The organism is Bradyrhizobium sp. USDA 376 (assembly GCF_054063675.1).
Map to the genome: position 1 here is coordinate 7,713,494 of NZ_JBSSGN010000001.1, position 14,134 is coordinate 7,727,627.

The window sequence follows — 14,134 nt, forward strand, 5'->3', positions numbered from 1 at the left end:
TGCGCGTCATTGCGAGGAGCAATTACGCAAGGAGCATGCCACCGCCCTAGAAGCGGCCAGTGCCTTGATGACGCAGCATTTTCGCCCGCGCTTGGCCACTACGAAAACTCGTGATAAACGAGATTTCGTAGTTCAATTACGAGATTTCGCAATGGCAACGACGCCAATATCCGTCCACGATGATGTGGCTCCCGCCGTCGACCCGCGCATCGCGGCGTTCGAATCCTCGGTCGAGGCGACCCTGCTGGTCGATCCCTTCAGCGACCAGATCGTCGATGCCAATCCGGCCGCCTGCGCCCTGCTCGGCTATGACCGCGCCCTGCTCCGGCAGACCCGGGCCAGCACGCTCCACGCCGGCGAGCTTCCGGCCCTCACCGTCTTCACCCAGGCTGTGCTGCACAAGGGCGCCTACTGGACCACGGCGCTCACCCCCCGCCATGCGACGGGGCAAAATCTCCAGCTCGAATATGCCGGCTGCCTGCTGCCGCATGACGGCCGCTCGCTGCTGCTGCTCACGCTGACCGATCTCGAAGCGCGCCGCCGGCGCAATGTCGATGCGGCCGCCGAAGACCACATGCGCGGCGGCATCTCCACCTGGCAGCGGGTCGAGCGCGTGTTCCAGGACATCGAGCGCGAGAACCAGCTGATCCTGCGCGCCGCCGGCGAAGGCATCTATGGCGTCAACGCGGAAGGCAAGACCACCTTCGTCAATCCTGCGGCCGAGCGCATGCTGGGCTGGACCGCCGAGGAGCTGGTCGGCAAGGAGATCCACCCGATCGTGCACCACACCCATCACGACGGCCGTCACTATCACAACCACGATTGCCCGATCTATGCGGCGTTCCGCGACGGCGCCGTGCACCAGGTCGACGGCGAAGTGTTCTGGCGCAAGGACGGCTCGCCCGCCTGGGTCGAATACACCTCGACGCCGATCCGCGACCGCGGCGTCGTGGTCGGCGCCGTCGTGGTGTTTCGCGACGTCAGCCAGCGCCGCGAGGCCGACGAGAAGCTGCATGCCGCGCTCGCCGAAGTCGATCGCCTGCGGGAACGCCTGGAGCTCGAGAACGCTTATCTCCAGGAAGAAATCCGCATCGAGACCAATCCGCGCGGCATCATCGGTGGAAGCGAGGCGATCCAGAAGACGCTGCGCCAGGTCAAGCTGGTGGCGCCGACCACGGCGGCGGTGATGATCACCGGCGAATCCGGCACCGGCAAGGAGCTGATCGCGCGCGCCATCCATGAGGATTCCACCCGCAGCGACCGGCCGCTGATCCGCGTCAACTGCGCGGCGATCCCGCGCGAATTGTTCGAGAGCGAGTTCTTCGGCCATGTCCGCGGCGCCTTCACCGGCGCAACGCGCGACCGCATCGGCCGCTTCGAGCTCGCCGACGGCGGCACGCTGTTCCTCGACGAGGTCGGCGAGATCCCGCTCGAATTGCAAGGCAAGCTGCTGCGCGTGCTGCAGGAGGGAAATTTCGAGCGCGTCGGCCAGGAGCGCACCCGCGCCGTCGACGTCCGCGTCATCGCCGCGACCAACCGCGACCTCAAGCAGGAGGTGCAGCGCGGCCGTTTCCGCGAGGACCTCTATTTCCGCCTCAACGTGTTCCCGATCGAAACCGTTCCCTTGCGTGAACGGCGCGAGGACATTCCCCTGCTGGCCCAGCATTTTCTGACACGCGAGGGCAAGGCGCTGAAGTCGAATTTGCGCCTGTCCGAGGGCGATGCGCGGCGGCTCGCCCGCTACGACTGGCCCGGCAACGTCCGCGAATTGCAGAACGTGATCGAGCGCGCGGCGATCCTGTCGCAGAACGGCCGCCTGCGCATCGACCTGCCGGATGCATCCGGCGCACAAGCCCCGACCGGCGCCGCCCGCCAGAAGATGGATGCGCGCCCCGCCGTCATGACGTCGTCGGAAATGCGCGACCACGAGCGCGCCAACATCCTGGCCGCGCTCGAGGCCTGCTCGGGAAAAGTCTTCGGCCCCGACGGCGCGGCCGAGATGCTCGATATCAAGCCGACCACGCTGGCCTCGCGGATCAAGGCGCTAGGGATTACGCCTCGTCCGCAAGCGGCCCATCCTTCGAGACGCCCGCTTTAGGCGGGCTCCTCAGGATGAGGGCGGTGTGCGCGGCAGCGGTATCAACGGGCACCGCTGCCGCTTAGCCTCATCCTGAGGAGACCGCCACCGGGTCCGCGCACAGCGCGGCCCGATGACAGGCTCCGCGTCGTCTCGAAGGACGAGGCGAGCGCTCACGCCGCCTTGGTCGTCACATCAGACGCAATCGGCAGGCCCTGCTCGATCGGCAGCGAGGGATCGCGCGACCATTCGTTCCAGGAGCCGAAATACATCCGCACGTCTTTCACGCCGGCGTTCTTCAGCGCCAGGAAGGTGTTCGAGGCCCGCGCGCCCTTGAAGCAGTAGAGATAGACCGGCGTCGCCTGCGAGATGCCGACGGTGGCGCATTCTGCCAAAATCTCGTCCTTGGACTTGAAGCGCGGGCCCTCGGCGGTCGGTTTCATCATGCGATACCATTCCAGCCACACCGCGCCGGGGATGCGGCCCTTGCGCGGGCAGAAATCCTTGCCGTAAGGAGACGAGCTGTCGCCGATCCACTCGTCGACATCGCGGACGTCGAGGATGGCGATGCCGGGCTTGCCGACGGCGCCGAGCATCGTCTTCGCGTCGATCAGGATCTCGCCGGCTTCAGGCACGATCGAGAACCCGGCCTTGGCAGGCGTCGCAACGTCCGTGGTCACCGGGAAGCCGGCGGCCGACCAGGCGTCGAAGCCGCCATGCAGCACCTTCACCTTGGGATAGCCGAGCATGGTGAGCAGGTAATAGCCGCGGCAGGACTGGCCGAAGCCGGAGTTCATCGACTGCTCGTAGATCACGGCCGTTTCCTTGCCGGAGAGCCCGGCACCGCCGAACGCATCGGCGAATTTTGTCTTCAGCTCCGCCATACCCTCCGGCGTCGAGGTCGCAAGGAACGTAAAAATCTCGTGCACGTTGACGGCATCAGGCAGATGCCCGGCGGCGTAGGCATCGGGATTGCGGGTGTCGATCACGACACACGGCTCGGTCTTCAAGAGATCGGCGAGTTCGACGGCAGTGATCAGAACGTCAGTCATGGCAGCCTCTCCGTTGAGGTTGGGGGTCACTAGGGTCGTCGTCTTAGGTTCGTCTTGGGGTGGACTCGTAGAACTCAGGCATCGGCGAGCATCTTGCGCAGCTGCTTGGTGGCCGGCGTGACGATCGCGACGAAATAGGCCTCGCGCAGGCGCCGCTGCGCGCGGTGGCTTTTGAGATAGCCGCGCGCGCCACAATGCAGCATCGCCGCATGGGCCGCCGCGACGCTGGCTTCGCCGGCGCGCAGGCGGAGCGCGATCACCTTGCGCCAGTAAGTCTCCTCCTCGTTGTAGGGATCGCGCGCCAGCGCCATGGTCTCGGCCTCGAGCTCGGCGGCGAGATCGCGGAAGTGCACCGGCTGCTGCGGCAGGTAGCGGTTGATGTGGCCGAGCGGGCTATCCACCTCGTCCATGATGTTGATGCAATCGCGGATGACGCCGAGCGCCATGCCGGCCTGCAGCAGGATGAAGCCGGCACGGATCTTCTTGACGAAGGGCGCAGCGGGATCGGCGAGGATCAGCTCGTCCGGCACGAAGACGTCTCGGAACTGCACGCCGTAAGTGCCGGTGCCGTCCATGGCGAGGAACGGCTTGCACGGCGTCAGCGTGATCGCGGGGTCGGAGCAATCAGCCAGGAACATCACCGTCCCCTCATCGTCCTCGCGCTCGAAGATCGTGCCGAAATAATGGTCCGGGCCGAGATTGGAGACCCAGGGCAGCGCGCCGCGCACGATGTAGCCGCCGTCGACCTTCCGCCCTTTCAGCTTCAGCTTCTCGATGCCGAAGAAACTCTTCATCGGATTGGACAGGCCGGTGCCGCCGAGCACGCGCCCGGTCGAGAAGGCATCGCCAAAACGCCTCGCCAGCTTCAGATTGGTCGAGTTGGCGGCGTACCAGACCAGCGTGTTCTGGCACCAGGCCATGAAGGCCGTGGCGCCGCAGACCTCGCCGATCACAGCCATCGACTCGATCGCGCAGCGCAAGTCCGCGGGACCTTCGTAAGGAACATGACTGCCCCAGGCGCCGACCGTGCCGAACGCGCGCAGCACCTCGGCCGGATAGACCGTGCCGGCGTCGATGCCGGCGGCGAGCGGCGCGAGCTGCTCCCGCGCGATCCGCGCCACCTCCCCTGCAATGGACGGTGCGGGCTGATCCAAAACTTCGGCCCGCGATAAAGCCAGTGAACCCATGATCGTCTCCCGCACCTTGTCCTGTTGCTATTGCTAGATGCCGACCTCGAGATTGACCGGGCGGGTGAAGGTGTTGGCGACCGGCGACCATTTCTTCACATGGGCGACCAGCGCGTTGATCTCGTCCGGCGAGATGCCCTCGCACTCCATGTCCACTTTCACGCGCACGTCGGTGAAACCGACCGGCTTGTCGGAGACATCGCCGGTGCCCCAGACCGCGGTGATGTTGAGGTCGCCTTCGAGCTCGAGTTCGAGCTTGTTGACGATCCAGCCGCGATGCACCGCGTTGGCGTGCAGGCCGACCGCAAGGCAGGAGCCGAGCGCGGCGAGCGAGGCCTCCGACGGATTGGGCGCGGTATCGTCGCCCAGCAGCCCCGGCGGCTCGTCGACGATGTAGGGCTGCAGGTTGCGGATGTAGTTGGCGTGGCGGAATTTGCCTTCCGCCACCGTCTTGCACTTCAAGGTCTTGATGACCTTCGGATTCGCCTTGCCGTTGGCGATCAGTTGCTCGAGCCCGTTCTTGTCGATGGGCGCGAGGCACCCCGTCAGCACTGTCTTCTGAACGACGGCAGTCATCAATCTTCTCCCTGGCAGAAGTGGAAATCGGCAGGATACCGAACGGTCTGTTTCCTTGCATGGAGCGTGCCAGAGCCGGCCAAAATCAAAACGCGAAGCATTGGAGCCGCTTACGCCTCCCTGCCTGCGGATTGATCAGCCGCTCCTTGCTCAAAGGCGATGCAGATGGCCTGGTCTTTGCGAATCTTTTCAGCGCGGAACAGATGCGGCTTGCTGATGCGGCATGGCTGCGGGTAAGTTTGTCACCATGGCAAAAGCTTCATCGAAGAAGACTGCAAACGCGCCGCATTCCGGCGCCGGCGACGACGAGTCCGCACGCGGGCGTCTGCTCAGCGCGGCGACGCATCTGTTCTGCAAGAACGGCATCAACGCCACCGGCATCGACGCGATCATCGAGGAAGCCGGCACGGCGAAGACCACGCTCTACAAGCTGTTCGGCTCCAAGACCAATCTCGTCAACGCGGTGCTGGAGAGCGAAGGCAAGCAGTGGCGCGAATGGTTCATCGGCGCCATGGAAGCTGGCGGCGGCGACGCGCAAACAAAACTGACGCGGATCTTCCCTGCCCTGAAGAGCTGGTTCGCGGAAGAGCGCTTCTACGGCTGCCCCTTCATCAACGCCGTCGGCGAGCACGACAAGGACGCCAAACAGTTCCGCAACATCGCGCTGAAGCACAAGAAGATCGTGCTCGGCCACATCGAGAAGCTCGCCGGCGAGCTCGGATCAACCGAGCCCACCGTGCTGGCGCACCAGCTCGGCCTCATCATCGACGGTGCCATCGTCGCCGCCATGATCTCGCGCGACCCGGGCGTGGCCGATACGGCCGCGCTCACGGCAACTCCCCTGCTCGGCCAGGCGAAGGTGAAGAAAAAGCGCGCGGCGGATCAATTGGAGGCGGTGTGATCGCTCTGGTCTCGTAGCCCGCATGCAGCGAAGCGGAATGCGGGGACACCGTCCCGGATTACGCTCCGCTCCATCCGGGCTACGACGCTGGTAGCCCGCATGAGCGCAGCGACATGCGGGACCTTTCCCCGGATATCGCGGAGCCTGTCATCGGGCGGCGCTTCGCGCCGACCCGTTGGCTCGCTACCCCAATCCGCCTCTCCCTCGCCGCCACTCCTGCACCAACCCGCACCTACCTGCACGGCCACAGTCCCGGCAGCGCCCATTTACCTCGCGTCAAGCACGGCCGGCACAATCGGCTGCTACCTTAAAAGGCTGTTAGGAGCCGTCGTCGTTGTTGGCCCCGGGATACGGGGACGCTTCCGCAATGCAATCGAACGAGGGACTCTACAGCGCGCCGCGCTGGCGGCTGACGCGCTGGCTGGCCGAGCCGGGGCCTGGGGTGCCCGAGGACATCCGGGCCGCGCTCATTGCGCAGCTCCACGGATCGCTGCCGGTCTTTGCCGCCGGCGCCGTCAACACCATTGCCGTCGCCGCCGTGATCGCCGCGCGCAAGCAGACTGCCCCCTTCATCGTCTGGCTGGTCATGGAGATCGCGATCTGCCTCGCCCGTCTCCTCGTGCTCGCCAGCGCGCATCGCAGGGCGCGTGAGCACCGCCCCACTCCGACCGACCTTCATCTCCTGCTCGCGGTCGCCTGGAGTGCCAGCGTCGGATTTGGCGCCATTGCCAGCCTTGCGAGCGGCGACTGGGTCGTCGCCATGCTGGCGTCGCTGTCGGCGGCGGCGATGGTCGGCGGCATCTGCTTCCGCAATTTCGGCGCGCCGCGCCTCGCCGGAACCATGATCCTCCTGAGCCTCGGTCCCATCATCCCGGGCGCCGCGCTCGCCGGCGAGCCGTTGTTCTACATCGTTTATCTGCAGGTGCCGATGTATCTCGCCGCGATGACGGCCGCTGCCTTCCGCCTCAACCGCATGCTGGTCACCACCATGCGCGCCGAGCGCGAGAACAGCCATCGCGCCCATCATGACGCGCTCACGGGGCTGCTCAATCGGGCCGGCTTCGTCGAGGCGCTCGGCACGAGGCTTGCTGCGCGCGCCGAACGCCGGTTCGCCGTGATGTTCTTCGACCTCGACAATTTCAAGCCGATCAACGACACGTTCGGACACGCGGCGGGCGACGAGGTGCTAAAGACGGTGGCCGCGCGCGTGCGCCGGGTGTTGCCTGACCGCACGGCGGTTGCGCGGATGGGCGGCGACGAGTTCGTCGTGCTCCTCGACGGCGTCACGCCCGAGATGGCGCAGGAGATGGGACACCGCCTCATCGCCGAGGTCGCCGCCTCCTATGAGCTCGGCGGCGAGGTGCGCGCCAGCGTCGGCATTGCGATGTCGCCGGATCACGGCGCCGACGTCGCGGAATTGCTCGCCGTCGCCGATGCCGCGCTCTACGAGGCGAAGTCGGGCGGCAAATCGCGCTGCTGCCTCGCCTCGGTCGAGACCAACCTCGCGGCCTTGCGCCGGCTGCAACAGAGTGAACCGAAAGGTCCGATCGCAGGCGTGGCCTGATGCGGGATCCGTAGGGTGGGCAAAGGCGCATAGCGCCGTGCCCACGACTTCGCAGATCGAGGCTGCGGACTGTCACAGCATTACCGCAATAACAACTAGGATTATGCGAAAGCGAATGGATGTCTTTGGTGATCAGGTTGCTCAGTCGCTCTCTTGCCGTCGTTATATTCGCCTGCGCGGCAACATTCGCCGAGGCGGCCGACGGTCCGATCACCTACTTTTCGGATGAGGCGACCTTCGATTTTGCGGAGCGTACGCGCCCGTCATCGACCGATCAGGTCACCGTTGCCAAGGTGCGCGTGCTGCGGGAACCTGTTTTTCTCGTTGGTCCCGACCAGTCCGGACGTCCATCGATTGAAAAGCCGCGAGAACCTTATGCCGCGAAGTTGAAGGTGCTCGACGTCATTCGTGGAAAGCGACCTGCCCAAGAGTTGGTAAGTGTCACGTTCGGTGGAGGCCGTGGGGGCACCTTCACTCACACCTATGCTCTGGGTCCGAGCACACCGCGTCAGTTGGCCCAGGAGTATTACGTCGCGATGTACGAGGATGCTCTCGGATTTCACCTTATCGGAATTCCGATGAGCTCGGAGCGGTATCGGGAATGGCAGGGGGAGATTGCGAGATTTGAGCATGAACGACAGAGGTCGCCACCGAAATAGTCAGTTTCGCGATCGCGAGGGTGGGCAAAGCAACCTGTCCGCCGTAGCTCGACGAGCGAAGGCGGAAGCGTGCCCACCATCGCATCCGTAGACAAAAGTCGTGGGCACGGCGCGATGCGCCTTTGCCCACCAGAGCTGGCCCCGGTTGTTTGGACAGCGCCCCGCTGGATTTAAGTGGATTCCTGCCGGGTTATGCTGAACGCGGGGCTTTACGGTTTTGTCGTTGCGTCGGGAGGGCGTAGCCCGACCAGAGCGACGACAAAACCGTCGGCGACGGTCATGCGGCCATCACCATAGCTTGCGTGCCGAAGTAAGCCTCGTCGGGCGTGCGCCCGTCAAGGCTCGAGTGAGGGCGTCCCTGATTGTAGAAGGCCAGATACTTGGCAATTGACGCTCGCGCCTCGGACACGCTGTCGTAGGCGCGGAGATAAACTTCTTCGTATTTGACCGTGCGCCAGAGCCGCTCGACAAACACGTTGTCGCGCCAGGCGCCCTTGCCGTCCATGCTGATGGCGATCTTCGCGTCCAGCAGCACATCGGTGAACTCGAGGCTGGTGAACTGGCTGCCCTGATCCGTGTTGAAAATCTCGGGCCTGCCGTGCTTCGCCAACGCCTCCTGGACCGCTTCGACGCAGAAGGCCGCCTCCATTGTGATCGAGACGCGATGGGCCAGGACCCGTCGGCTGAACACATCGACGACCGCCGCGAGATAGACGAAGCCACGCCGCATCGGAATGTAGGTGATGTCCATTGCCCACGCATGGTCGGGCCGCTCGATCTTCAATCCGCGCAACAGGTACGGGTAGATCTTGTGACCCGGAGCCGGCTTGCTCGTTTTCGGGCGACGATAGACCGCCTCGATCCGCATGCGCTTCATCAGCGTCGCGATGTGGCGGCGACCGGCGTATACGCCCTCCCGCCGCAGCAACGATCGCAGCATACGCGCTCCCGCGAAGGGATAATCGAGATGCAGCTCATCGAGCCGACGCATCAAGGCAAGGTCCTCGGCCGAAACTGGCCGAGGTTCATAGTAGACCGTGCTGCGAGCCAGCTTCAGGACCTTCGCCTGGCGCACGATAGAAAGATCATGATCGCGGTCGATCATCGCTTTGCGCTCAGCAGGCCCGCCTTGGTGAGCGCGCCGGACAAAAAATCGTTTTCCAACGCCAGCTCGCCGATCTTGGCATGTAACGCCTTCAAATCGACCGGCGTCTCGGCCGATGTCTTGTCATGCCCAAACACGCCGGCGGCGCCTTCCAGGAGCTGGTTTTTCCAGATCGTGATCTGGTTCGGATGAACATCAAACAGTTGCGCCAGCTCCGCCAGTGTCTTGTCGCCTTTGACCGCAGCCAAAGCAACCTTCGCCTTGAATGCCGGAGAATGCGTCCGGCGGCTCTTCTTCGTCATCTTCGCTCCTGATTCGCAGCAAGAATCCTCGCCGCTGTCAGGCAGAAAATCCACTCAAGCTACTGTCCGAATTTGCGGGGCCAGCTCTACCCTACGAGAGCTGCGCGCGACGAACCTTACGCGCCTTGCTCCATCATCCCCTGCAGCCGAACCAGCTCCGCCTCCAGATCCCGCTCCACATCCGCCGCGCGGATCTCCAGCACCCGATAGTCGCGCGCCTCGAGCCAGGTCCGGCGCCCGGCGCGGTCGGCGGCGATGGCCTCGCCCTCGCCCGGGTTGACCAGCTCGATCGCGATCCGGTGCGGGAACGAGACGAAGTCCGGGATGTGCCGCCCCACAGGGGTCTGGCGCTTGAACCCACCTGCGAAGCGGCGGTCGCGGGTCAGGGCCTGCCACAGCAGGCGCTCGGCGTCGGTCGGATTGCGGCGGAGCAGGCGGGCGAGCCCGCGCACCGTGGAGCCGCTGTCGGGCACGCCGCCGCCCTGCCCGTGCTCGGCCAGCAGCGCGCGCAGGCGTGTTGCCTGCTCGCCGTCGAGCACGCCGCCCTTGGCCGGGCCCTTGCGCCCCTCCGCGATCGCCATGACGACGCCATGGAGTGTATGCATGTCCTGCTTGGTTGGCTCCATGCGGCTGAAAATGTTGCGCAGGTTCACCAGCATGGTGTCGCGCTTCTCGGCCGGCCGCAGGAACTCGACCTTGTCGAGCTCGCGCACGAGATTGTCGAAGAAGGCCTGCATCTGGTGCTGCGAGGCGCGCTCGGAGCGCTCGGGCATGGCGTGCGGCAGTTCGCCGGATGTGGCCCGCTTGAACCATTCATAGCCGATCAGCAGCACGGCCTGGGCGAGGTTGAGCGAGGCAAAGCCGGGATTGACCGGGAAGGTGATGATGCGGTTGGAGAGCCCGACCTCCTCGTTGGTCAGGCCCCAGCGCTCCCGGCCGAACAGGATGCCGGCCTTGCCGCCGGTCGCGACGTGCCCGGCGATCTCGTTGACTGCCGCCTCCGGCCCGACCACGGGCTTGGCCTGGTCGTGGGGGCGAGCCGTGGTGGCGAACAAGAGGTCGAGGTCGGCGACCGCCTGCTCCACGGTGTCGAACAATTCGACCTTTTCCAGAATGTGGTCGGCGCCGGCCGCGGCCCGCTGGGCCGCGATGTTGGGCCAGCCGTCCCGGGGGTTGACGATGCGCAAGGCGCCAAGCGCGAAATTGCCCATGGCGCGCGCGGCCATGCCGATGTTTTCGCCCAGCTGCGGCTCGACCAGGATGACGATGGGACCGTCGAGGGAAAGGCCCGTCTTGCTTCTGTCAGTCCCCGACATCTCGCTCCGCTTTCACACTGTTTCTCAAGGCCTTGGCAATGCCACCTGAGGAATTGATTCAAAGCCAGCCACCGGCCCGTCCGGCCTCGCCCGCCTGTCGTTTGCCTGTCCTGACAAAATTCTCAAGGGAAATAACGGGTTGGATTCAACTTTTGAATCTCGCCTGAAACCTCACCCCCGCCCCCCCGGATCCCGCTCCCCATCTGTGGAAGCTGGATGAGCTAAAAGTGCATAATCACTTGGCTTTCGCCCGCTGCTATCAGGTGCTAAGAGGCGGCGGATATTCACGTTGGCGCGCCAAAAGCGCCGTTCCCAAGAGGCTTCCCCGATCATGGCAAAAATCAAGGTATCCAATCCCGTCGTCGAACTCGATGGCGACGAGATGACCCGGATCATCTGGCAGTACATCAAGGACAAGCTGATCAACCCGTTCCTGGATGTCGAGCTGATGTATTTCGACCTGGGCATGGAATACCGCGACCACACCAACGATCAGGTCACCATCGACGCCGCCGAGGCGATCAAGAAGGTCGGCGTCGGCGTCAAGTGCGCCACCATCACCCCGGACGAGGCCCGGGTGAAGGAGTTCAACCTCAAGCAGATGTGGAAGTCGCCGAACGGCACCATCCGCAACATCCTCGGCGGCGTGATCTTCCGCGAGCCGATCATCTGCAAGAACGTGCCGCGCCTCGTTCCCGGCTGGACCAAGCCGATCATCATCGGCCGCCACGCCTATGGCGACCAGTATCGCGCCACCGACATCAAGTTCCCGGGCAAGGGCACCCTCTCGCTGAAGTTCGTCGGCGAGGATGGCACCGTGATCGAGAAGGAAGTGTTCAAGGCTCCGGGCGCCGGCGTCGCCATGGAGATGTACAATCTCGACGACTCCATCATCGACTTCGCCCGCGCCTCCTTCAACTACGGCCTGCTGCGCGGCTACCCGGTGTACCTGTCGACCAAGAACACCATTCTCAAGGTCTATGACGGCCGCTTCAAGGACATCTTCCAGGAGATCTTCGACAAGGAGTTCAAGAAGGAGTTCGACGCCAAGGGCCTGACCTACGAGCACCGCCTGATCGACGACATGGTGGCCTCGGCCCTGAAGTGGTCCGGCGGCTATGTCTGGGCCTGTAAGAACTACGACGGCGACGTGCAGTCCGACACGGTCGCGCAGGGCTACGGCTCGCTCGGCCTGATGACCTCGGTGCTGCTCACCCCCGACGGCAAGACCGTCGAGGCCGAAGCCGCCCACGGCACCGTGACCCGCCACTACCGCGAGCACCAGAAGGGCAAGGAGACCTCGACCAACTCGATCGCGTCGATCTTCGCCTGGACCCGTGGCCTGTCGCACCGCGCCAAGCTCGACAACAACGCCGAGCTCGCCAAGTTCGCCGCCACGCTGGAGAAGGTCTGCGTCGACACCGTCGAGGCCGGCTACATGACCAAGGACCTCGCGCTCCTGGTCGGCGCCGACCAGCGCTGGCTCTCGACCACCGGCTTCCTCGACAAGGTCGCCGAGAACCTGACGAAAGAGCTGGCGGCGTAAGCCGACCGCAATTTCGCCCGACTGGGCCAGACATCATCACGGGCCGCGCCTTTGGGCGCGGCCCGTTTCTTTTTTTGAGAGCTTTTGCGGAGATGCGATCATGTCGACCAAGCTTGCCATCCCCTGCCTGATGCTGCTCGCCGTAATGGCCGGGCCGGCCGCCGCCGATCCGCTCCCCGACGCCATCGCCGCACCCGGCGAGACCATCGTGCTCAACGTCCACGCCGAGGGCGCGCAGGTCTATGAGTGCAAGGCCGCCGCCGACGGCAAGCTCGCCTGGGCCTTCCGCGAGCCGGTCGCGACGCTGCTGTCCGAGGGCAAGACCGTCGGCCGTCACTATGCCGGGCCAAATTGGGAGCTTGCCGACGGCAGCGCCGTCGTCGGCAAGATGATTGGCAGGCTGGCCATCGCTAACGCGTCAGGCCAGACCACCGATATCCCGTGGCTCAAACTGGAAGTGACCAGCCACCGCGGCACCGGGCTTCTGAGCGATGTCACGACGGTACAACGTATTCATACCAAGGGCGGCTGGTTGAATGACGGTCCCTGCGATACGGCGGGCACCTTTCAAAGCCTGCCCTACTCGGCCGAATACGTCTTCCTGAAGAAGGGCTGACCGCTCAGCGGTCGGTGTCTTCCTTCTCCGCCTGCGCCAATTCGGCCTGCGCGAGGTCGCCGCTATCGGCGAGCCGCGCCTTGGCGGTGGTATGGACGTGCTCGGCCAGCGTTGGCATGCGCGCGATCAAGGCGTGAAAATCCTGGGCGTCGAGCACGAGCAGGCGCGTCTTGCGCGTCGCCGTGACGGTGCCGCTGCGTTTTGTCTTATGCAGCAGCGCGATCTCGCCGAAGAAGGTGCCGTCGGCGAGCCGCACCTGCTGGCTCGGCAGCGCGATCTCGACCTCGCCCGCGGTGATGAAATACATCGACGAAGCGGCATCGCCCCGCCGTACCAGGATCTCGCCCTGCTCGATGGTGCGGGCGCGCAGGAGACGCATGATGTCGGCGATCTCGGAGGCCGACAGGTGCGAGAACAGCGGCACCCGCGCCAGCATGCCCCAGGTGACGACGAAATCGCGCCGCCTCACCTCTTCCGCGAACGCGGAGGAGATGATCGCCACCGGCAGCGCGATCATGGCGAAGCCGCTGATGATGGCGAAGGTCGAGATGAACTTGCCGAGCGGCGTCACCGGCACGACGTCGCCATAACCGACGGTGCCGAGCGTCACGATTGCCCACCACATCGCCTGCGGAATGGTGCCGAGCTTGTCCGGCTGCACGTCGCGCTCGATGGCGTAGAGCAGCGAGGCGAAGGTCAAGACCGCGCCGACCAGGATGACGATGCAGCCGATCAGCGCGCGACGCTCGGCATGCACCGCGGCGAGCAGCGAGCGCATCGCCGGGGAATAGCGGATCAGCTTGAAGAACGGCAGCACGCCGAGCGCTGCCAGCGTCGCATGCCGTCCCGTCGCGAGCACGATTGCCGCCGGCAGGAACGCCATGAGGTCGATGATGCCGAGCGCCGAGAAGACGTAGCCCAGCCGGTCGGCGAGCGCGGAGCCCTTGCGCGGCGTATGGCCGGCCACGGTCCACAGCCGTGCCGCATATTCCAGCGCGAACACGATCACCGCGAGGATGGTGATGCCTGCGAACAGCATGCCGAATTGCGCATCTAACTCCGGCACCGAGGCGAGGATCATCGCGGCCACATTGAGCACGATGACGGCGATGATGAGCTGGATGAAGCGCGACCCGACCGAATAGGCCAGGGGGTCGTGCTCCAGCAATTCGTAGAGGCGATCCCGCAAGTCGGGATCGCCAGGCCCACGTCCTCGCGGAACGAGGCGCATGG

Annotated in this window: 12 protein-coding genes; 6 read left to right on the forward strand and 6 right to left on the reverse strand. The window is 64.9% G+C overall.

All coding sequences use genetic code 11. The features are described 5' to 3' along the window. The first annotated feature begins 151 nt into the window (after positions 1 to 151). Positions 152 to 2,098 carry a sigma 54-interacting transcriptional regulator gene (locus ACVJ19_RS36355; RefSeq protein WP_453953839.1) on the forward strand — a complete coding sequence of 649 codons (1,947 nt, stop codon included), beginning with the start codon at positions 152 to 154 and terminating at the stop codon, positions 2,096 to 2,098. A gap of 152 nt (positions 2,099 to 2,250) precedes the next feature. Here the strand turns inward: ACVJ19_RS36355 and ACVJ19_RS36360 are convergent, their stop codons facing one another. From ACVJ19_RS36360 to ACVJ19_RS36370, 3 genes are all read right to left on the reverse strand, one after another. Continuing rightward, on the reverse strand, positions 2,251 to 3,129 hold the full coding sequence (locus tag ACVJ19_RS36360; protein WP_453953840.1) for a sulfurtransferase: 879 nt from the start codon (positions 3,127 to 3,129) through the stop codon (positions 2,251 to 2,253). A 74-nt stretch (positions 3,130 to 3,203) separates the two neighbouring features. Further along, on the reverse strand, positions 3,204 to 4,316 hold the full coding sequence (locus tag ACVJ19_RS36365) for an acyl-CoA dehydrogenase family protein (RefSeq protein ID WP_453953841.1): 1,113 nt from the start codon (positions 4,314 to 4,316) through the stop codon (positions 3,204 to 3,206). 33 nt (positions 4,317 to 4,349) lie between these two features. Continuing rightward, complete coding sequence (locus tag ACVJ19_RS36370) at positions 4,350 to 4,892, reverse strand: OsmC family protein (RefSeq protein WP_025037311.1); 543 nt, start codon at positions 4,890 to 4,892, stop codon at positions 4,350 to 4,352. A 247-nt stretch (positions 4,893 to 5,139) separates the two neighbouring features. On the opposite strand from ACVJ19_RS36370, the gene ACVJ19_RS36375 reads away from it, so the two are divergent. From ACVJ19_RS36375 to ACVJ19_RS36385, 3 genes are all read left to right on the forward strand, one after another. After that, entirely contained in the window at positions 5,140 to 5,793 is a 654-nt protein-coding gene (locus ACVJ19_RS36375) for a TetR/AcrR family transcriptional regulator (RefSeq protein WP_453953842.1), read from the forward strand. Between the two features lie 367 nt (positions 5,794 to 6,160). Further along, the gene (locus ACVJ19_RS36380) at positions 6,161 to 7,357 is read left to right on the forward strand and encodes a diguanylate cyclase domain-containing protein (RefSeq protein ID WP_453953843.1); all 1,197 of its coding nucleotides are present in this window, start codon (positions 6,161 to 6,163) and stop codon (positions 7,355 to 7,357) included. A 119-nt stretch (positions 7,358 to 7,476) separates the two neighbouring features. Next, positions 7,477 to 8,016 carry a hypothetical protein gene (locus tag ACVJ19_RS36385; protein WP_453953844.1) on the forward strand — a complete coding sequence of 180 codons (540 nt, stop codon included), beginning with the start codon at positions 7,477 to 7,479 and terminating at the stop codon, positions 8,014 to 8,016. Positions 8,017 to 8,293: 277 nt separating this feature from the next. Here ACVJ19_RS36385 and ACVJ19_RS36390 read toward each other — a convergent pair. Next, positions 8,294 to 9,423 (reverse strand): IS3-like element ISRj2 family transposase gene (locus ACVJ19_RS36390; RefSeq protein ID WP_453947781.1). Its coding sequence is split into 2 segments (ribosomal slippage): positions 8,294 to 9,171 and positions 9,171 to 9,423, totalling 1,131 coding nucleotides; the frame shifts between segments, so codons are not numbered across the junction. A 116-nt stretch (positions 9,424 to 9,539) separates the two neighbouring features. Continuing rightward, positions 9,540 to 10,739: a TrmJ/YjtD family RNA methyltransferase gene (locus tag ACVJ19_RS36395; protein WP_453953845.1), complete on the reverse strand. Its 1,200-nt coding sequence runs from the start codon at positions 10,737 to 10,739 to the stop codon at positions 9,540 to 9,542. Positions 10,740 to 11,070: 331 nt separating this feature from the next. Here ACVJ19_RS36395 and ACVJ19_RS36400 point away from each other — a divergent pair, with 331 nt between their 5' ends. Together ACVJ19_RS36400 and ACVJ19_RS36405 are read left to right on the forward strand one after the other, a co-directional pair. Next, positions 11,071 to 12,285, forward strand: a complete 1,215-nt coding sequence (locus ACVJ19_RS36400) for an NADP-dependent isocitrate dehydrogenase (protein WP_453953846.1) — start codon at positions 11,071 to 11,073, stop codon at positions 12,283 to 12,285. A gap of 100 nt (positions 12,286 to 12,385) precedes the next feature. Further along, the gene (locus tag ACVJ19_RS36405) at positions 12,386 to 12,901 is read left to right on the forward strand and encodes a DUF3455 domain-containing protein (protein ID WP_453953848.1); all 516 of its coding nucleotides are present in this window, start codon (positions 12,386 to 12,388) and stop codon (positions 12,899 to 12,901) included. A gap of 4 nt (positions 12,902 to 12,905) precedes the next feature. Here the strand turns inward: ACVJ19_RS36405 and ACVJ19_RS36410 are convergent, their stop codons facing one another. After that, a complete protein-coding gene (locus ACVJ19_RS36410; protein ID WP_453953849.1) occupies positions 12,906 to 14,132 on the reverse strand; it encodes a cyclic nucleotide-gated ion channel in 1,227 nt (408 codons plus the stop codon). Positions 14,133 to 14,134: the final 2 nt, after the last annotated feature.